We start from the raw sequence: 17,950 nt of genomic DNA, 5'->3' as shown, positions 1-17,950 counted from the left end.
CAGGCCGCCCCGACCCGGCCGGGGCGGCGGGTCGGACGTCGGTTCAGAGGAACCGCGATCCGGACACGGGCCCGCTGGAGGCCACCTCCATGCGATCGCCCTGCAGCCACTGTGCGGCCGCCGCGCGGACGAACGCGGAGTAGTCGTTGTCGTGGTCTGCGGGCGTCTCGCCGTCGCCCTCGTCCGGTTCGTCGTCCGCGGCCACGATCTCGGCGGCGATCTCCTCGGCCGGCCGGGAGTCCTCGGGCAGCGTCTCGACGTTGCCGTCGTCCGTCATCTGCATGGCGGAGTCCCAGGGCGCCACGATGCTCTGGACGAGCAGCGCCGCGCTGTCCGGGGTCACGGCCGGGGGCTCGGTCCAGCAGGACGCGTGCTCGTGCAGCACCTGCCCGGGAGCGCGCTCGTGCAGCGCGGCCAGCAGCTCCGGGTCGACCTCCGACAGGTCGTAGGCGATCACCACGGTGTCCGCGCGGCCCGGCTCGAACGGTACGGCAGGCAGCCCCAGCAACTCGGCCGCGGCCAGCCCGAGGATCCAGCTCGAACGGTCGGGCAGCAGCGAGACGGTCGCTGGGCGCAGACCGGCCGCCTCAAGGGTGGCGCGCAGGCGCACCAGTCCCGCCCGGCACGACTCGGCGGAGTCCTGGAACCAGGCCCAGCGCCCGTTCATCCCGTCGTCGAAGCCGAAGGGGGAGAGGGTGCCCAGCACGGTTCCGGCTATGACGAACTGCCAGCCGCGCAGGTCCTGCGGGCCGAGCGGTTCGCCCGTCGGCACGGGTGCGCCCGCGGCGCGCAGGGTGCGGGCGCGCTCCAGGGTGCGCAGGATGCGCTGGTGTGCGGGGAGCCACTGCGCGTCGGAGTCGGTCGGCTCGGGGAGGAGGGCGGCCTGACGCTCGGCCAGGTCGAGCTGCCCGGTCATGACGGCGTTCCACGCCAGCAAGTAGCGCTCCGGCCAGGGCGCGAGGGTGTGCTCGCGGGCTGTCAGCACAGCAACTGCCGTGCCGTGCCGGCCCTCGCGCTCGTAGGCGGAGATCAGCTCGTTGAGCACGGCGCGGGAGTCGGGTACGAGTTCCAGTGCGCGCTCGAGGGCGGGTACGGCAATGGCGGGGAGGCCGCGCTCGATGCAGGCGTAGCCGTACTCGTAGAGGGCCTCGGCCCGCTCGGGGTGAGCGGCGGCCTTGCGGGCCGCGCTCTTCAGGTCCCCGAACCCCGCGGCGTCCCCGGCCCGCGCCACGAAGGCGGCGAGCTGCTCGATGGGCAGCTCGCCTTCCTTGCCGCGCACGCTGCGGAGGGCGCCGGGTATGTCGCCGGTTGCCAGCAGCTCCAGGGCCTCGGCGATGGCAGGGTCCTGGGGGCGGTTCTTCTTCTTGCGTCCAAACACAGGCCCGATTTTCGGGGCCGGGGCGGTGCGGGTGCAAATGGATTTGGGGAGGGGTCAGATTTCGGAGTGCTTGAGGGAGGCGATGAAGGAGGCCCAGGCGGTGGGCTCGAATATGAGAGGGGGGTGGTGGGGGGTCTTGCTGTCCCGGACGGGGACGGGGACGGAGCCGGGTAGGTTGTCGGCTACCTCGACGCATTCGCCGCCGTTGGGTCCGCTGTAGCTGGACTTACGCCAATCGGTCATGAGTAGCTGTCCTTCAGGATCGAGTCAATCAAGAGGGCCGATTTCTTGGGAGGCTGAGCCAGAGCCCTGAGGAGATCGTAGGTGCGGCTCGCCGCATGGACGTCCTCCGGTCCGGCGAGCAAGTAGCCCTTGGGGAAGCCGTCTACATGGACGATGTCCGCACCTTCGTTGAAGGACAGCAGCCCGAACGGTGAGCCCCACCCGTGGAAGGGCGTTCCGTCGTCCGGAATGATCTGCACGACATGCGGTGGCGTGTCTGCCAGGTCCCGCAGCTTGGTCAGCTGCTCTCGCATCACGTGCACGCTGCCGACGGTCTTCCTCAGGACCGCTTCGTCCAGCACCACCCAGAGGGCAGGCGGTTCTTCGCGCTGGAGGATGCGTTGCCGCTCGATGCGAGCAGTGACCAGGTCGTCGAGATTGGTTGGACGTCCAGCGCTGAGGATGGCTCGCGCATATGCTTCTGTTTGCACGAGCCCCGGAACAATCACCGCGTGGAACATCCGAATTGCTGTAGCGGACCATTCCAGTTCCACGTACCTGCGGAACCAAGTGGGGAACGCGTGTCTCAGAGCCAATGGCCACAGCCGCGCGAAGCGCCCGTGTGCATCCGGGAACATCTGATCGCATGCTTCCGCGAAATCCAGCGTCGGGACTCGCTGCCCCGCCTCGATCTTGGCCACCAACGAGTAGCCGCAATGGGCTGCTTTGCCAAGCTCCTCCCGTGAGAGACCGAGCCGCTCACGCTCCAGGCGCACTTCCGAACCGAAGTGTGCCAACGGCGACACCGCGGGGTCGGCCGGATCGGCGTTCTCGCGTTCGACGGTCATGCAAACTCCCGACGCTGGCTGGACAGTTGGGTCTGTCCAACTGACCTGTCTGTTCAGCGTACGAGCGCAGGGCGACCCTTGAAGCACACACCGTGAACGCCGCTCGTGTGAGCGACAAGCTCGAAAAGGTTGCCCCCGTGCCCCATACCCCCGAACAAGCCAGCGAAGCGTCCCCCCGCGCACCGCGGTGCACCGAGTGCCGTCACATCAAGGACTCCTACTACGCCTCCTGCCGCGCAGGCGACCGGCAGGCAGCGGAGATGTGGACCAACGAGATGAGCCGCCACCATCGCGAGGCCCACTCATGAGACCCCTCTGCGCGCACCCCGAGCACAGTTGGAACGTCACACGCGGCATCGCGACCTGCGGCTCATGCGGCGTCCGCCGCTTCCGTGACTACGCAGCCCTGCAATGGCCCGGCATGCTCCCCACCGCGGAGGGCGCACCGCAACAGCTGTGGGGAGAGGCGGCGGTGGCCTACTCGTCCTCGTCGTCGTATTCGCGCATGTAGTGGTCCGGGGCGCACATGTCGCAGTCGTCCAGCGGATGGCACAGAGCCCACTCCTGCACCGTGTCGTAGTACTCGGAGTCGCGCAGCGCCTGGTCCGCGGCCTGTTGCCAGCCGCCGAGCCGGTGGACCGCAGAGTGGATGACGTCGGACAGCACCCGGGCCGGCTCGGTGAAGGTCTCCAGGTGCGTCGTCCACCGCGTCAGGTGATCGACGATCGTGTTCACCGCCGCACCGTCGGTGCGCTCCTCCGTGATGGCGAGGCTGTCCCAGATGTGCTGGTGCCGGACGTTGAAGGTCAGCTGCGAGCCCCACCACGAACCCGCGCCGATCACATCCCGCGCGGGGAAGGACCGCTTCTCCTCCGCCTCGGCCAGGAAGTGGTGGGCCGCAAAGGCCATGCTCGCGACGGCCTTGTCCCCGGCGGCCGTCACGGCTTCCGTGAGGGTTTTGAGATCGTTCTCGGGTGCGGGCGAGATCCTGCGCAGTGGCCCGCGTTCGGCGAGCAGGTGCTCATAGGAACGGAACGGGTCGGTCCCGAAATCGCGGCGGTGGCTGTCCGGGTGGTAGACCCAGGGGTGCCCCGTCAGCGCGTGACCTTCCGGCAGCGGCTTGGGCAGCACGATGAACTTGCCGTGCAGCTGCCGCCATCGGGTCCACGAAGCGTCGATCAGACGGTGCGGGGGATCGAATTGAGGTGATTCCATACCGAGCAGTATGGAATCAGTTCCGATCATGGCGAAAACGCTTTTTGTAGCGCCCTACACGCCGCGCGCCCGGAACCGCAAGGCCGCCGACGGCGTCATGGACGGCACCCGGTCGTTGAAGCCGCGAGCGGGAGAGCCCTCTGCCTCGCCCCTGCCAGCGGGGAGCCGACCGCGTACTCGTACGAGTTCAGCGCGCCGGATGCGGGTGAGGCGGGGGTGGGGATACGGAAGGTGGGGGAAATCGGGACCACTGAGTTTTGCCCGGACGGCTTCACCGTCGGCGTAGTCGGGCAATAGACATGCACGGGGTTCCGTCCCGTTGGTCACCGTCATCGGCCGGTGATCAGCGGGACGGAAATCCGGGGAGACGAGGGAGACACCCGAACCGGGCGGTCCGGTTCCCGCCCGCCCGGTCGAATTCCAGGACGAGCAGCCTGTTGTCCCCCTCGCGCAGCACCGGGCCGGGTACGAAAAGGGACTTCTGCGGGCCCCTGTCCCAGTAGCGGCCCAGGCAGAAGCCGTTCACCCAGACGAAGCCCCGCACCCAGTCAGGCATTTCCAGCACCGCGTCACCCGCCCCGGACACGCCGAACTCTGCCCGGTACAGCCCCGGCCCGCCCCCGGCCCTTTCCGCGGGCCGCCACGGCAGCCGTGCCACCGCCCCCGTGTCCTCCAGGGCCTCCAGCCGCAGCCCCCGTGCCCGTACTCCGTGCACGTACTGGCGCTCGTGCAGCAGGCCGCCCGTGATGCCCTTGGACTCGCCCAGCCGGGGCCCGTAGTTGACCCGTCCCAGGGACTCCACCCACAGCTCCACGGACGCGGGGCCGGGCACGTCGCCGATCAGCGCCGACTCCGTGTCGAGCACGCCGGCCCGCGCCCCGTCCACGTACGCGACCGCCAGATCCCGCAGGCCCGCCACGCGCAGGGGATACGCCCGGCGGGGACCCGGCACCTCGAAGCGGTAGCGGACCACGCCCCGCTCCACGCCCAGCTCCTCGAACGTCGGGGGCAGGGCCTCCTCCCGCTCCTCGCCGCCCAGGAGATCGAGGGTCTCGCCGAGCGGAACCCACTCGGCCGGTGTCGCCGCCACGGGGGCGCGCAGCGCGGGTGGTGCGGGTGGTGGCGGCCCGGGCGGGGGAGCGGCGCCGTACGCGGCCAGGACCTCCCGGAAGGCATGGAACTTCGCGGTCGGGCGGCCGTACTCGTCGACGGGCGCGTCGTAGTCGTACGACGTGATGGTCGGCCGGAGGGCGCCGAGGTGATCGTCACCGGAGCGGTTGGCGCCCGACCAGCCGCCGAAGTTCGTACCGCCGTGCGCCATGTAGATGTTGACCGAGGCCCCGTACTCCAGAATCTCGCGCAGCGCCTGCGCCGCCTCGGCTGGCTCGCGCGCGGCGGGCTCGCCGCCCCAGTGCGTGAACCAGCCGCACCAGAACTCCATGCACATCGGCGGCCCGCCGCCGTCCGGCCGGTGCCGCCGCAGCGTCTCGAACGCGGCCCGCGGCCCGGAGCCGAAGTTCACCGTCGCGGGCACACCCGGGACCGTACCCGCCGACAGCATGTGGTCCTCCGGACCGTCCGACGTGACGAGCGGGACCGTCACCCCGGACGCCTTGAGCCGTTCGACGAGATGCCGCAGATAAACCTGATCGCTCCCGTACGCCCCGTACTCGTTCTCGACCTGGACGAGCACCACCGGGCCGCCGCCGCGGTCGGCCTGGCGGCCGACGATCTCGCCCGCCACCAGCCCGAACCAGCCGTCCACCGCGCGCAGGAACTCCGCGTCGCGCGTGCGCACCCGGCTCCCGAGCCGCCCCGTCAGCCAGAACGGCAGCCCGCCGTTCTCCCACTCGGCGCAGATGTACGGGCCGGGGCGCACGATCGCGTACAGGCCCGCGCCGGCCGCCGCGTCCAGGAACCGCCCCAGGGCGTCCACGTCCCGGGGCCGCCCCGGGGACGGCTCGTGCAGGTTCCACGGCACGTACGTCTCGACGCAGTTGAGGCCCATCGCGCGCAGCATCCGCAGGCGGTGCGGCCAGTGGCCCTCGTGCACCCGGAAGTAGTGCAGAGCCCCCGACAGCAGCCGCACCGGCCACCCGCCGGGCCCGAAGTGTTCCGGCATGGTGACCAGCCTGGCCCTCTGGCGGAGGAACCGGCCATGGACAAAGATCGCCCGTGCTTGGACGAGTACGGGAGTGCGGAAGTGCGGGGGAGGGAGAAGGGGCGGCGCGTGTATCACACCTGGATGCGGTACTTCACCCCCGGACCGGTCCACCACCGGCTCGGGCTCGTGTGCCTCGGTGTCGGCCTCCAGCACGGCGCGCTCCCCGCGGTCGGGCCGCGCACGCTCGACCATCACGTGGCCGTCGTCATCAGCGCGGGAACGGGCTGGTACCGCACGCCCGACGGGGACACCCGCCCCGTTACGGCCCCCGCCCTCATATGGCTCACGCCGGGCACCCCACATCACTACGGGGCCGGGCGCGGCGGGGGCTGGGACGAGGGCTTCGTCGACTTCACGGGCTCCGCGGTGGCCGCGTACACCGAGCTGGGCTACATCGAGCCGGACCGCCCGCTCGTCCCGCTCACCGACACCGCCGGGCCGCGCGCGGCCGTGGCCCGCATCGCGCGGGCCGCGCGCCGGGGGAATCCGCTCCTGGAGGTCGAGACCTCGGCCGCCGTGCACGAGCTGCTGGTCGCCCTGCGGCAGGCCCGGGCCGACGACTCGGCGGCGGATGTCGATCCTCTGCTGCAGGCTCTCGCCCGGGACGCCTTCCTGCCGCTGTCCGTCGCGCAGCACGCCGCGCGGCTCGGCATGACCGCGGCCGAACTGCGCTCCGCCGTGCGCCGCGGCGCCGGGTGCAGCCCGAAGGAGTACCTCCTGGGCATCCGGCTGGGCCGCGCCAAGGAACTCCTCGCCGCCACGGAGCTGCCCGTCGCCGCCGTGGCCCGGCGCGTCGGCTACGACGACCCTGCTTATTTCAGCCGCCTCTTCACCCGCCGCGTGGGCACCGCCCCGGTCCGCTTCCGGGCCCGGAGCACCCGCCGGTCATAGGATCCCGTGCGTCCGCTTAGGCTCGGTGGCGTGGAGACGAACAACGTGGAGACGAACGACAGTGCAAACGACGAGTACGTGCGTGCCGAGCTGACGCGCCTGCGCGACAGCATCGACAACATCGACGCGGCGGTGGTGCACATGCTCGCCGAGCGCTTCAAGTGCACGCAGCAGGTCGGCCACCTCAAGGCGGCGCACAAGCTGCCGCCGGCGGACCCGGCTCGTGAGGCCCGCCAGATTGCGCGCCTGCGCGAACTCGCGGAGAACGCGAAGCTGGATCCCGCGTTTGCGGAGAAGTTCCTGAACTTCATCATCGCGGAAGTGATCCGCCACCACGAGACGATCGCGCGGGCGTAGGGGGTTCCTTTCCCCTATCCCGCCCCTTCCCAAAACCGGGGGCTCGGCCCCCGGACTCCCGGTTGGGGGAGCAAATCCAGCCCGTCCGGCGTTTGAGGACACCACGCGGAGCGCGGTCCGGGGTCTGGGCGCAGCCCCAGTTTCGGGAAGGGGCGGGGTGGGGGAAAAATCACCCGGCACCGCCACCGCCATGCGGCAGCATGACCCCATGCCCGTACTGACGCGCGACGAAGCGCAGACCCGAGCCCGCCTCCTCGACGTCCACCGCTACGAGGTCGACCTCGACCTCACCCGCGGTGAGGAACACTTCGGCTCCACCACCGTCATTCACTTCACCGCCCGCGAACCCGGCCACACCTTCGTCGAGCTGAAGCCCGTCACCCTGCACCGCGTCACCCTCGACGGCACCCCCCTCGACCCCGCCGCCCTCCAGGACAACCGGCTGCCCCTCGTCCTCACCGCCGGGCCCCACGAACTCCGTGTCGAAGCCGACATGCGGTACTCCCGCACCGGCGAGGGCATGCACCGCTTCACCGACCCCGTCGACGGCGAGACGTACCTCTACACCCAGACCTTCATCGACGACGTCCAGCGCGTCTTCGCCGCCTTCGACCAGCCCGACCTCAAGGCCGTCTACGACGCCACCGTCACCGCGCCGCCCGAGTGGACCGTCCTCGGCAACGCCATAGCCACGCGCGTCGGACCGCCCGCCGAGGGGCGCTGGCGGCTCGCCACCACCAAGCCGCTGAGCACCTACTTCGTCGCCTTCGCCGCCGGCCCCTGGCACACCGTCCGCACCGAGCACGCGGGCCTGCCCTTCGCGCTGCACTGCCGCCGCTCCCTCGCCCCGCACCTCGACGCCGACGCCGAGGAGATCGTCGAGATCACCCGGCGCTGCTACGACCGCTTCCACGAGATCTTCGACGAGCCCTACCCCTTCGACTCCTACGACCAGGCGTTCGTCCCCGAGTTCAACGCGGGCGCCATGGAGAACCCCGGCCTCGTCACCTTCCGCGACGAATTCGTCTTCCGCTCCGCAGTCACCGACACCGAGCGGCAGACCCGCGGTGTGGTCATCGCCCACGAGATGGCCCACATGTGGTTCGGCGACCTCGTCACCCTCCAGTGGTGGGACGACATCTGGCTCAACGAGTCCTTCGCCGAATACATGGGCTACCAGGTGCTGGCCGAGGCCACCCGCTTCTCCGGCCCCTGGGCCGAGTTCGCCGCCGACCGCAAGAGCTGGGGCTACGACGCCGACCAGCGCCCCTCCACCCACCCCGTCGCCCCCGCCCCCGAGGACGTCCGCGACACCGCCTCCGCGCTGCTCAACTTCGACGGCATCTCCTACGCCAAGGGCGCCTCCGCCCTGCGCCAACTCGTCGCCTGGCTCGGCGAGAAGGACTTCCTCGCAGGCATCAACGACCACTTCGCCCGCCACCGCTTCGGAAACGCCACCCTCGCCGACTTCATCGACTCCCTCGCCCGCCACACCGCCCGCGACGTCCACGCCTGGGCGGGGGAGTGGCTGCGCACCAGCGGCGTCGACACCATCACCCCGCACGTCACGACGGCGGCGGACACAGGCGAGGGCTGGCAGCTCGAACTCCACCACGAGGGCAGCCGGCCGCATCATCTCGCCATCGGTCTCTACGATCACGCCCCCGGCGACCCCCGCACCCTCGTCGCCCGCGACCGCCTCACCACCGACCTCCCGGCCGGCGGCGGCACCCACACCCTCCGCCTCACCGGCGACCGCCCCGCCCTCGTCCTGGTCAACGACGGCGACCTCACCTACACCAAGGTCCGGCTCGACCCCGGCTCCTGGCAGACCGCCCTGGCCTCGCTGTCCGGCCTGCCCGACCCGCTCGGCCGGGCCGTCCTCTGGAACGCCGCCCGCGACATGGTCCGCGACGGCGAGCTGGCCCCCGCCGCCTACCTCGACGCGGCCCGCACCCACCTCCCGTACGAGACCGACATCGCCCTCGTCCAGGGCGTCCTCTCCTTCGCCCGCACCGACATCGCCGACCACTACACGGCACCGGACGCCCGCCCCGCCGCCCTCGCCTGCCTCACCGGCCTCTGCCACGACATCCTCGCCCGCACCGAGGGAAAGGCCGAGGCGGAAGGGGTGCGCCTGACGGCCGTACGCACCCTCGTCGACAGCGCCACCGCCCCTGGCACCCTCCAGGAGTGGATGCGCGACGGGACCGTCTCCGGCGGCCCCGCCCTCGACCCGGAGCTGCGTTGGCGCGTCCTCGCCCGCCTCGCCGTCCTCGGCGCCGCGGGCCCGGACGCGATCGACGCCGAACTCGCCCGCGACCCCAGCGCCACCGGCCAGGAGGGCGCCGCCCGCTGCCGCGCGGCCCTGCCCGACCCGGCGGCCAAGGCGGCGGCCTGGGAGGCCATGTACGGCGGCGCCGACGAGCTGTCCAACTACCTCTTCGCCGCCACCGCGCAGGGCTTCTGGCAGCCCGAGCAGCACGACCTCGTACGCCCCTACCGCGACCGCTACCACCCGGACGCCGTCGCCCTCGCCGCCCGCCGCGGGCCCGCCCTGGCCCAGGCCGCCGCCCGCTACGGCTTCCCGCACACCCTGGTGGAGGAGGAGACCCTCCGGCAGGGCGAGGCGTGCCTGCGCGAGGCCGACCCCACCCCGGCGCTGCGCCGCTCCCTCGCCGACCGGCTCGACGACCTGCGCCGGGCGCTGGCCGTCCGGGCCGCCACTCGGGCATAGGGCCTCCGGAAACGAGATCCGGAAACGACAAGGCTCCCCGCACCCCTGGTGGGGTGCGGGGAGCCTGGGCCTATGGCTCTGCTGGTTGTCAGTCGCGCTTCTCGCCCGCCGTGGCGTCCGACGCCTTCGCGGTGCGCAGCTCCTCCAGGAAGCGGTCGACGACGCCGCTCTCCCGGGCGTAGTCCGTCATCTGCTCGCCGACGATCTTGCCCGCCAGCTCCGTCGCCAGCACGCCGACCTGCTCGCGCAGCTCGGCCTCGGCCACCGCGCGCTCGGCGTCGATCACCGCGTGACCGGCGGAGATGATCTCCTCGCGCTGGCGCTGGCCCTCGGCCCGCAGCTCCGCGATGATCGCCGTGCCCTGCTCGACCGCCTCCTGACGCAGCCGCGCCGCGTCGTGGCGCGCCTCCGCCAGCAGCTCCTGGTACTCGGAGTGGACCCGCGCGGCCTCCGCGCGCGTCTCCTCGGCCTCCTCGAAACGACCCTCGGTGGCGCTCTCGCGCTCGGCGAGGACCTTGTTGATCCGCGGGAGGACCACCTTCGCCAGCAGCGCGAAGGTGAGGAAGAAGAGCACCAGCCCCAGGACGAGCGGTGCGGGCTCGGGCTTCAGGGGCCCGATGTCGAGGGCAAAAGTCATGGCCATGGTGAGCACATTACCTTGAAGCACCACCCCGGCACCGACCCGCACCCCGCCGCGGGGCCCAACTCGCCCCCGCCGCAAGGCCGTGCCGCCTCCTGTCCCACCATCGGGCGAAACCTCTTCCTCTGCATGTCACCGACCGTACACAGCCGGTAACTTGAGCCGCTGGTGCCGGCCCGGGCCCGCCGCGGACCGGCGGCGGCACCCGGAAGGCCCGCCCCGGGCGCGCACCCCACGGAGCAGGAAAACCAACCCAAAAGGGGCACATGCCGATGTCCGCGCCGCCCTCGGCCCAGGCCACCCCCGCACCGGCACTCGCGGGCGGCGCCCAGGGGACCCGCGCCCTGCGCCCCCTCCTCGACACCGCCCTCCACGCCCTCGCCCGGGGCGCGACCGCCCGCCGCGGCCCCCTCCCCGCCGGCGGTCCCGAAGCCGTCGCCGCCCGCATCCGGGCCGCCGCCGACCCCGCTCTCCCCGAACACGGCACCGGCCCCCACGAATCCCTGCGCACCCTCGTCCAGGCCCTCGCCGAAGGCGCCGCCGACCCCGCCGACCCCCAGTGCGCCGCCCACCTCCACTGCCCCCCGCTCGCCCTCGCGGCCGCCGCCGACCTCGCCGCGGCCGCCCTCAACCCCTCCCTCGACTCCTGGGACCAGGCCCCCTCCGCCACCGCCCTGGAGACCATCACCACCCGCGCCCTCGCCGCCCTCGCCTACCCCGGCCGGCCCGCGCCCGACGCCCTCGTCACGACCGGCGGCACCGAGTCCAACCAGCTCGCGCTGCTGCTGGCCCGCGAACGGGCGGCGCGGGGCGGTGGCGCGCAGAGCAGAGGCACGCAGAGCAGAGGCACGCAGAGCGGTGGCACGCAGAGCAGAGGCACGCAGAGCGGTGGCACGCAGGGCAGTGGCGGCGGTACACCGGGCGGCGGCACTCACGGCGGTGGCACCGTCCCCCACCCCAGGGCCATCCCCGAGGCGCCCCACGACCCCGCCGCCGCCCTCCGCATCATCTGCGGGGCCAACGCCCACCACAGCATCCCCCGCTCCGCCTGGCTCCTCGGCCTCCCCGCCCCCCACACCCTCCCCACCCCCAGCGGCACCATCGACCCCGCCGGCCTCTCCACCGCCCTCGACCGCATGCGCACCCGGCACCCCGGCGCCCCCGTCCTCGTCGTCGCCACCGCCGGCACCACCGACACCGGCCGCATCGACCCCCTGCCCCGCATCGCCGACCTCTGCGACCACCACGGCGCCACCCTCCACATCGACGCCGCCTACGGCGGACCGCTCCTCTTCAGCGACACCCTCAAACCCGCCCTCACCGGCCTCGACCGCGCCCACACCGTCGCCCTCGACCTGCACAAGCTCGGCTGGCAGCCCGTCGCCGCAGGACTCCTCGCCGTCCCCGACACCACGGCGCTGCACGCCCTCGCCCACCATGCCGACTACCTCAACGCCCCCGACGACGCCGAAGCCGGTCTTCCCGACCTGCTCCACCGCTCCCTGCGCACCACCCGCCGCCCCGACATCCTCAAGATCGCAGTAACCCTCCGCGCCCTCGGCCGCCAAGGCATCGCCCGCCTCGTCGAGCGCGTCTGCACCACCGCACAGCAACTGGCCGACCTCGTCGAAGCACACCCCGCACTGGAGCTCTACGCCCGCCCCACCATCAGCACCGTGCTCTTCCGCCCCACCGGCACCGACGACCGCGCCACCGCGCACATCAGACGCCGCCTCCTCCACAACGGCCACGCCGTCCTCGGCCGCGCCACCACCCCCGAGGGCCTCTGGCTCAAAGCCACCCTCCTCAACCCCCACACCAGCTCCGACGACCTCCAGCAGCTGCTGAAACTCGTGGAAGGCCACACCACCCGATGACCATCCCCCAGCAACCCCCCGCCTCGGCCCCCGACCAACCCCTCGACCTCGTCGGCATCGGCATCGGGCCCTTCAACCTCTCCCTGGCCGCCCTCGCCCAGCCTCTCGACGACCTCAAGATCGCCTTCTACGACCAGAGCCCCACCTTCCAGTGGCACCCCGGCCTGCTCATCGACGGCACCACCCTCCAGGTCCCCTACCTCGCCGACCTCGTCACCCTCGCCGACCCCACCAGCCCCTGGAGCTTCCTCAACTACCTGAAATCCCGCGAACGCCTCTACCCCTTCTACTTCTCCGAGCGCCAGCACATCCACCGCGCCGAGTACGACGCCTACTGCCGCTGGGTCAGCCAGCTCCTCCCCGGGCTCCACTTCAACCACCACATCGACGCCGTCCGCTGGAACCCCGAACGCGTCCTCTTCGAAATCGACTACACCCAGCTCGACCCCGAAGGAGAGGCCGACGCCCTCGGCCGCGCCTACACCCGCAACCTCGTACTCGGCGTGGGCACCGCCCCCTACATCCCCGAACCCCTCCGCCCCCTCGTCGAGGCCCCCAACGTCCCCGTCGTCCACTCCGCCGACTACCTCGAACACCGCGACAAGCTCCTCGCCGCCGAACACATCACCGTCATCGGCAGCGGACAGTCGGGCGCCGAAGTCTTCCTCGACATCCTCCGCAGCCGCCCCCAGGGCCGCGAGAAGCTCCACTGGATCGCGCGCACCCCCGCCTTCGCGCCCATGGAATACAGCAAGCTCGGCCTCGAACACTTCACCCCCGACTACACCCAGTTCTTCCGCACCCTCCCCGAACCCGTACGCGACCAGGTCCTGCCCCGGCAGTGGCAGCTCCACCAGGGCATCGACAACAACACCATCACCGCCATCCACGACGAGCTGTACCGCCGCAGCCTGCACGGCGGCTGGCCCGACGCCGTCCTCACCCCGGGCGTCTTCGTACGCACCGCCGGACGCGTCGGCACCACCCGCGTCGAACTCCACCTCGAACACACCCAGCAGGGCAGCCGCTCCCGCCTCACCACCGACGCCGTCGTCCTCGCCACCGGCTACCGCGAGCGCCGCGTCGACACCCTGCTCGCCGCCCTCGACCCCTACATCCGGCGCGACTCCAGCGGCCGCCCCCGCATCGACGAGCACCACCGCCTCGTCCTCGACCCCTCCGTCAAGGGCGCCGTCCACGTCCAGAACGCCGAAACCCACACCCACGGCGTCGGCGCCCCCGACCTCGGCCTCGCCGCCTGGCGCAGCGCCGTCATCCTCAACACCCTCACCGGCAGGAACGCCTACCCCCTGCCCCACCGCACCGCCTTCACCACCTTCGGCCTGGAACCGCGGCCCCAGCCCCGGCCCCAGACCGCGACCGGGCCGGACAGCCGCCACACCATCCCGCGCCAGCTCCCCGTGCACTGACGCGCGCCTGCGGACGGGCACCCGCGGATGGGCAACCCGCGGACGGGCCACGGGATCGCAGCCGCACACGCTCCCATCGCTGCGATGCGATCCCGGCCCTGCCCGCAGGAACGGAACCTGCGACGCTGGTCCCATGGCCACCACCACCGGACCGGACCCCTCGCCCCTGCCCTACGGCACCCCCGGCGCCCCCCGCGTCGCCGTCCGCGGCGAGGCCCACCTCGAAGTCGACCCCGAAATCGCCCGCCTCGGCATCGGCATCGGCGCCCGCGGCACCGACCGCCGCTCCACCCTCGAAGACCTCACCCGCCGCAACAACCAGGTCCTCGACCTCCTCAAGTCCTACGGCGACGAGGTGGAGAAGCTCGAAACCGGAACCTTCACCCTCACCCCCCAGCTGAGCGACAAGGGCCGCAACGAGCGCATCCGCGCCTACCACGGCCACGTCCACCACACCGCCACCATCGCCGACTTCACCGCCCTCGGCGACCTCGCCACCCGCCTCGCCGAATTCGACCTCACCCGCGTCGACGGCCCGTGGTGGGGCCTCCGCCCCGACTCGCCCGCGCACCGCGAGGCCCGCCAGCAGGCCGTCCGGGAAGCCGTACAGCGGGCCCGCGAATACGCCGCAGCGCTCGGCGCCGAACTCGTCGCCCTCGTCGAACTCGCCGACACCGGAGCCGAGAACGGAGGCCCGCCCGGCCGCCCCGCGCCCCCCGGCATGATGCGCGCCGCGGGCTTCGGCGGAGCCGCCCCCGCCCCGGCCCCCGCGCTCGACCTCGAACCCCAGCGCCAGACGGTGTACGCGCACGTCAACGCCCGCTTTACCATGACGCCCCCGGTGCTCTGAGACGGCGCGCGGGGGTGCCCGGTGAGCGCTCATCGGAGCACCCCCGTGCACGTTTCACAAGATGTCAACAAGCTTTTACTCAAAGGACTTTGGGTAGTTGCGGCGGGCCAATTCTCTACTCATCGGTAGGTCATAGGCTCGTGCCATGCGCCGAGCAAAAATCGTCTGCACCCTGGGACCCGCCACCGACTCGTACGAGCAGATCAAGGCACTCGTCGAAGCCGGCATGGACGTCGCACGCTTCAACCTCAGCCATGGCACGTACGCCGAACACGAAGCGCGCTACGAACGGGTGCGGAAGGCCGCGGACGAGGTCGGCCGCAGCATCGGGGTCCTGGCCGACCTTCAAGGCCCGAAGATCCGCCTGGGCCGATTCCGCGAAGGCCCCGTACTCCTTGAACGCGGCGACGAGTTCACCATCACCGTCGAGGAGGTCGAGGGCGACCGCCACTGCTGCGGCACCACCTACGAGGGCCTGGCCGCCGACGTCTCCAGGGGCGAACGCATCCTCGTCGACGACGGCCGCGTCACCCTGGAGGTCGTCGAGGTCCGCGGCCCCAGGGTGAAGACCATCGTCCTCGAAGGCGGCATGGTCTCCGACCACAAGGGCCTCAACCTCCCCGGAGTCGCCGTCTCCGTCCCCGCCCTCTCGGAGAAGGACGTCGAGGACCTCCGCTGGGCCCTCACGACCGGCGCGGACGTCATCGCCCTCTCCTTCGTCCGCAGCGGCCGCGACATCGAGGACGTCCACCACATCATGGCGGAGGAGCGTCGCCGCCTCCCGGTCATCGCCAAGATCGAAAAGCCGCAGGCGGTGCAGAACCTCGAGGACATCGTGGCCGCATTCGACGGCATCATGGTCGCCCGCGGAGACCTCGGGGTCGAAATGCCCCTGGAAACGGTCCCGATCGTGCAGAAGCGGGCAATCAAGCTGGCGAAGCGCAACGCGAAGCCGGTCATCGTCGCCACGCAGATGCTCGACTCCATGATCGAGGCCTCCCGCCCCACCCGGGCCGAGGCGTCCGACGTCGCCAACGCGGTCATCGACGGCACGGACGCCGTCATGCTGAGCGGCGAGACGAGCGTGGGCAAGTACCCCGTCGAGACCGTCAAGACGATGGGCCGCATCGTCAGGGCGGCGGAGGAGGACGTGCTCGCCAAGGGCCTCCCCCCGCTGACCGAGCGCAGCAAGCCCCGCACCCAGGGCGGCGCGGTGGCCCGCGCGGCAGCCGAAATGGGCGACTTCCTCGGCGCCAAGTTCCTGGTGGCCTTCACTCAATCCGGTGATACGGTCCGCCGCCTGTCCCGCTACCGCTCACCGATCCCGCTCCTGGCCTTCACCCCGGAGCCGGCGACCCGCTCGCAGCTGAACCTGACGTGGGGGGTGGAGACGTTCCTGGGCCCCACGGTCCAGACGACGGACGAGATGGTCGAGCAGGTCGACGAGTACCTGCTGAGCATCGGCCGCTGCCGCAAGGGCGACATGGTGATCATCACGGCCGGCTCCCCGCCGGGGATGGCGGGGACGACGAACCTGGTGCGGGTCCATCACATCGGGGAGGATGACGCGCCGCGGGGGTAGGCGTCCTCAGTGCTTCGGGCCTATGTGGGCGTCCATGAGGGCTACGGAGGCTTTGCGAGCTACGGAGATGTTGTAGGGGTCGCTGCCGCGTCGTGTCATCGTCCATTCGACGCCGAGTTTGCCGAGGGTATCGGTGTAGAGCTGCCGGATGTCGTCGGACTTGTTGGTGAACAAGTAGCGCGTGTACTCGTAGCGTTTCGGTTCACCGCCGACGGAGCGGGTGGTCCAGTTGGTGATGCGGCAGCCATCGGAGTGGATCAGCCCGCGTACGAACTCCCAGGGGTGCGCGTCCACGATCTGCTGTTGCCAAGGCTCGAGAACGATGGGGCGCTCGTGCTTCTTCCCGGGGCCGTGTTGCGGGAACATGCACCAGAGGTGTTTGGAGTAGACCTTCACGTTGTGGCAGCCGGTCCGGCGAACCCGGCACACCGAGTTGTCGGGGAAGACGGCGCGCATTGCCTTCTCGCAGGCGTCCATCAGGCCGGGCCAGACGTCGCTGCACGTGATCATGAGGCTGGGGACGCGGTGCTGGGAGTACTGGATGATGTGTCCGTCGCCCAGGTAGAGGCCGAGGAGGTAGGCGTACGCCGCCGAGTCGAGTTCCCGGCCGTCGCATCGGGCGCACGGCGGTCTGTGTGCTCCCGGGCAGGCGTCGCGCTTCGAACGATCTACATGCAGCCAGTAGCCGACGGTGCCCTGCGGGACACCGAGTCGTCGGGCGACCTCTGCGTTCGAGGTTCCGGAGGCTATGAGGTCGAGAGCCTTCTGGCGCAGCTCGGGGCCATGCAATTCCATGGCACTACTGTGCGTGACTACGCCTTCACTGTGTGGCGTATGCGTGAAGATTCACGCGATGGAGAAAGTCCGCTTTGCGGAGGGTGCCCGGTGTGGGATTCGAACCCACAAGCCCAAAGGGCACAGTCTTTTGAGGACCGCGTGTATACCGTTCCACCAACCGGGCTGGTTGCTGAGAGACACCATACCGTGTACATGCCGCGGGCCGCTGCTAGGTAGTCTGCAAGGGCACCGCCTGCCCGAGCTGAGGAGAACCGTGAGCGCCGCCGAGCCCCAGCCGCCCGTCGACGACGAGCCGCAGCACACCCCTCCGCACGTCACCCGTGTCGTGATCGCCGAGGACGAGGCCCTCATCCGCCTCGATCTCAAAGAGATGCTCGAAGAAGAGGGCTACTCCGTCGTGGGCGAGGCGGGCGACGGGGAGACCGCTGTTGCGCTGGCGCGCGAGCACCGGCCCGACCTCGTCATCCTCGATGTGAAGATGCCCGTCCTCGACGGGATCTCCGCCGCCGAGCGGATCGCGGCCGAGTCGATCGCTCCGGTGCTGATGCTCACCGCGTTCTCGCAGCGCGACCTGGTGGAGCGGGCGCGGGACGCCGGGGCGATGGCCTACCTGGTGAAGCCGTTCAGCAAGAGCGACGTCGTGCCCGCCATCGAGATGGCCGTCTCCCGGTTCACCGAGCTGAAGGCGCTGGAGCAGGAGGTCGCCGACCTTTCCCAGCGGCTGGAGACGCGGAAGCTCGTCGACCGGGCGAAGAGCATTCTCCAGACGCAGTACGGGCTGACGGAGCCGGCTGCGTTCCGGTGGATCCAGAAGACGTCGATGGACCGCCGGATGTCGATGCAGCAGGTCGCCGAGGCGGTCATCGAGGACGCGGCGGAGAAGAAGGCCGCGAAGGAGAACAAGGAGAAGTAGTTTCGGCTGCTTCTGTCGGTGAGAAGGGCCCGCATCCGGTTGGATGCG

The 17,950-nt window shown here is 71.1% G+C and carries 16 protein-coding genes and 1 tRNA gene; 9 read left to right on the top strand and 8 right to left on the bottom strand.

The window, feature by feature from the left end; all coding sequences use genetic code 11:
* Positions 1-43: 43 nt before the first annotated feature.
* Genes AC1Z4A_RS06680 through AC1Z4A_RS06670 form a run of 3 tightly spaced genes read right to left on the bottom strand, consistent with a single transcriptional unit; the run spans position 44 to position 2,448 of the window.
* The gene (locus tag AC1Z4A_RS06680) at positions 44-1,378 is read right to left on the bottom strand and encodes a tetratricopeptide repeat protein (protein WP_483676910.1); all 1,335 of its coding nucleotides are present in this window, start codon (positions 1,376-1,378) and stop codon (positions 44-46) included.
* Positions 1,379-1,432: 54 nt separating this feature from the next.
* Positions 1,433-1,621 carry a DUF397 domain-containing protein gene (locus AC1Z4A_RS06675; protein ID WP_483676909.1) on the bottom strand — a complete coding sequence of 63 codons (189 nt, stop codon included), beginning with the start codon at positions 1,619-1,621 and terminating at the stop codon, positions 1,433-1,435.
* Positions 1,618-2,448 carry a helix-turn-helix domain-containing protein gene (locus tag AC1Z4A_RS06670; RefSeq protein WP_483676908.1) on the bottom strand — a complete coding sequence of 277 codons (831 nt, stop codon included), beginning with the start codon at positions 2,446-2,448 and terminating at the stop codon, positions 1,618-1,620. The genes AC1Z4A_RS06675 and AC1Z4A_RS06670 overlap by 4 nt, the downstream gene beginning before the upstream one ends.
* A 304-nt stretch (positions 2,449-2,752) precedes the next feature.
* On the opposite strand from AC1Z4A_RS06670, the gene AC1Z4A_RS06665 reads away from it, so the two are divergent.
* A complete protein-coding gene (locus AC1Z4A_RS06665; protein WP_483676907.1) occupies positions 2,753-2,959 on the top strand; it encodes a DUF6255 family natural product biosynthesis protein in 207 nt (68 codons plus the stop codon).
* Here the strand turns inward: AC1Z4A_RS06665 and AC1Z4A_RS06660 are convergent.
* The gene (locus AC1Z4A_RS06660; protein ID WP_483676906.1) at positions 2,926-3,663 is read right to left on the bottom strand and encodes a hypothetical protein; all 738 of its coding nucleotides are present in this window, start codon (positions 3,661-3,663) and stop codon (positions 2,926-2,928) included. The two genes, AC1Z4A_RS06665 and AC1Z4A_RS06660, sit on opposite strands and share 34 nt — an antisense overlap.
* Before the next feature lie 343 nt (positions 3,664-4,006).
* The gene (locus tag AC1Z4A_RS06655) at positions 4,007-5,785 is read right to left on the bottom strand and encodes a beta-galactosidase (RefSeq protein ID WP_483676905.1); all 1,779 of its coding nucleotides are present in this window, start codon (positions 5,783-5,785) and stop codon (positions 4,007-4,009) included.
* A gap of 108 nt (positions 5,786-5,893) precedes the next feature.
* Here AC1Z4A_RS06655 and AC1Z4A_RS06650 point away from each other — a divergent pair, with 108 nt between their 5' ends.
* From AC1Z4A_RS06650 to pepN, 3 genes are all read left to right on the top strand, one after another.
* Positions 5,894-6,718, top strand: coding sequence for a helix-turn-helix domain-containing protein (locus AC1Z4A_RS06650; protein ID WP_483676904.1), 825 nt, complete (start codon positions 5,894-5,896; stop codon positions 6,716-6,718).
* 30 nt (positions 6,719-6,748) lie between these two features.
* Positions 6,749-7,075, top strand: a complete 327-nt coding sequence (locus tag AC1Z4A_RS06645; protein WP_483676903.1) for a chorismate mutase — start codon at positions 6,749-6,751, stop codon at positions 7,073-7,075.
* Positions 7,076-7,283: 208 nt separating this feature from the next.
* Complete coding sequence (pepN, locus tag AC1Z4A_RS06640) at positions 7,284-9,812, top strand: aminopeptidase N (RefSeq protein WP_483676902.1); 2,529 nt, start codon at positions 7,284-7,286, stop codon at positions 9,810-9,812.
* Positions 9,813-9,900: 88 nt separating this feature from the next.
* Here pepN and AC1Z4A_RS06635 read toward each other — a convergent pair whose 3' ends face one another.
* Complete coding sequence (locus AC1Z4A_RS06635) at positions 9,901-10,455, bottom strand: F0F1 ATP synthase subunit B (RefSeq protein ID WP_483676901.1); 555 nt, start codon at positions 10,453-10,455, stop codon at positions 9,901-9,903.
* A 269-nt stretch (positions 10,456-10,724) separates the two neighbouring features.
* Here AC1Z4A_RS06635 and AC1Z4A_RS06630 point away from each other — a divergent pair, with 269 nt between their 5' ends.
* The 4 genes from AC1Z4A_RS06630 (at position 10,725) to pyk (ending at position 16,191) form a co-directional block, all read left to right on the top strand.
* The gene (locus tag AC1Z4A_RS06630) at positions 10,725-12,329 is read left to right on the top strand and encodes a pyridoxal phosphate-dependent decarboxylase family protein (protein ID WP_483676900.1); all 1,605 of its coding nucleotides are present in this window, start codon (positions 10,725-10,727) and stop codon (positions 12,327-12,329) included.
* A complete protein-coding gene (locus tag AC1Z4A_RS06625; protein ID WP_483676899.1) occupies positions 12,326-13,759 on the top strand; it encodes a lysine N(6)-hydroxylase/L-ornithine N(5)-oxygenase family protein in 1,434 nt (477 codons plus the stop codon). The genes AC1Z4A_RS06630 and AC1Z4A_RS06625 overlap by 4 nt, the downstream gene beginning before the upstream one ends.
* A 133-nt stretch (positions 13,760-13,892) precedes the next feature.
* Positions 13,893-14,609: an SIMPL domain-containing protein gene (locus AC1Z4A_RS06620; RefSeq protein ID WP_483676898.1), complete on the top strand. Its 717-nt coding sequence runs from the start codon at positions 13,893-13,895 to the stop codon at positions 14,607-14,609.
* A gap of 145 nt (positions 14,610-14,754) precedes the next feature.
* On the top strand, positions 14,755-16,191 hold the full coding sequence (pyk, locus tag AC1Z4A_RS06615) for a pyruvate kinase (protein WP_483676897.1): 1,437 nt from the start codon (positions 14,755-14,757) through the stop codon (positions 16,189-16,191).
* Positions 16,192-16,197: 6 nt separating this feature from the next.
* On the opposite strand, the gene AC1Z4A_RS06610 is transcribed toward pyk, so the two are convergent.
* Together AC1Z4A_RS06610 and AC1Z4A_RS06605 are read right to left on the bottom strand one after the other, a co-directional pair.
* On the bottom strand, positions 16,198-16,986 hold the full coding sequence (locus AC1Z4A_RS06610; protein WP_483676896.1) for a helix-turn-helix domain-containing protein: 789 nt from the start codon (positions 16,984-16,986) through the stop codon (positions 16,198-16,200).
* A gap of 84 nt (positions 16,987-17,070) precedes the next feature.
* Positions 17,071-17,152 (bottom strand) — tRNA-Leu (locus AC1Z4A_RS06605).
* A gap of 90 nt (positions 17,153-17,242) precedes the next feature.
* On the opposite strand from AC1Z4A_RS06605, the gene AC1Z4A_RS06600 reads away from it, so the two are divergent.
* A complete protein-coding gene (locus AC1Z4A_RS06600; RefSeq protein WP_483676895.1) occupies positions 17,243-17,902 on the top strand; it encodes an ANTAR domain-containing response regulator in 660 nt (219 codons plus the stop codon).
* Positions 17,903-17,950 lie beyond the last annotated feature (48 nt).

The sequence above is a fragment of the Streptomyces sp. 17_S59 genome (genome assembly GCF_056930295.1).
The sequence above is the reverse complement of the archived record's forward strand: the minus strand, read 5'-3'. Positions and strand labels throughout refer to the sequence as shown.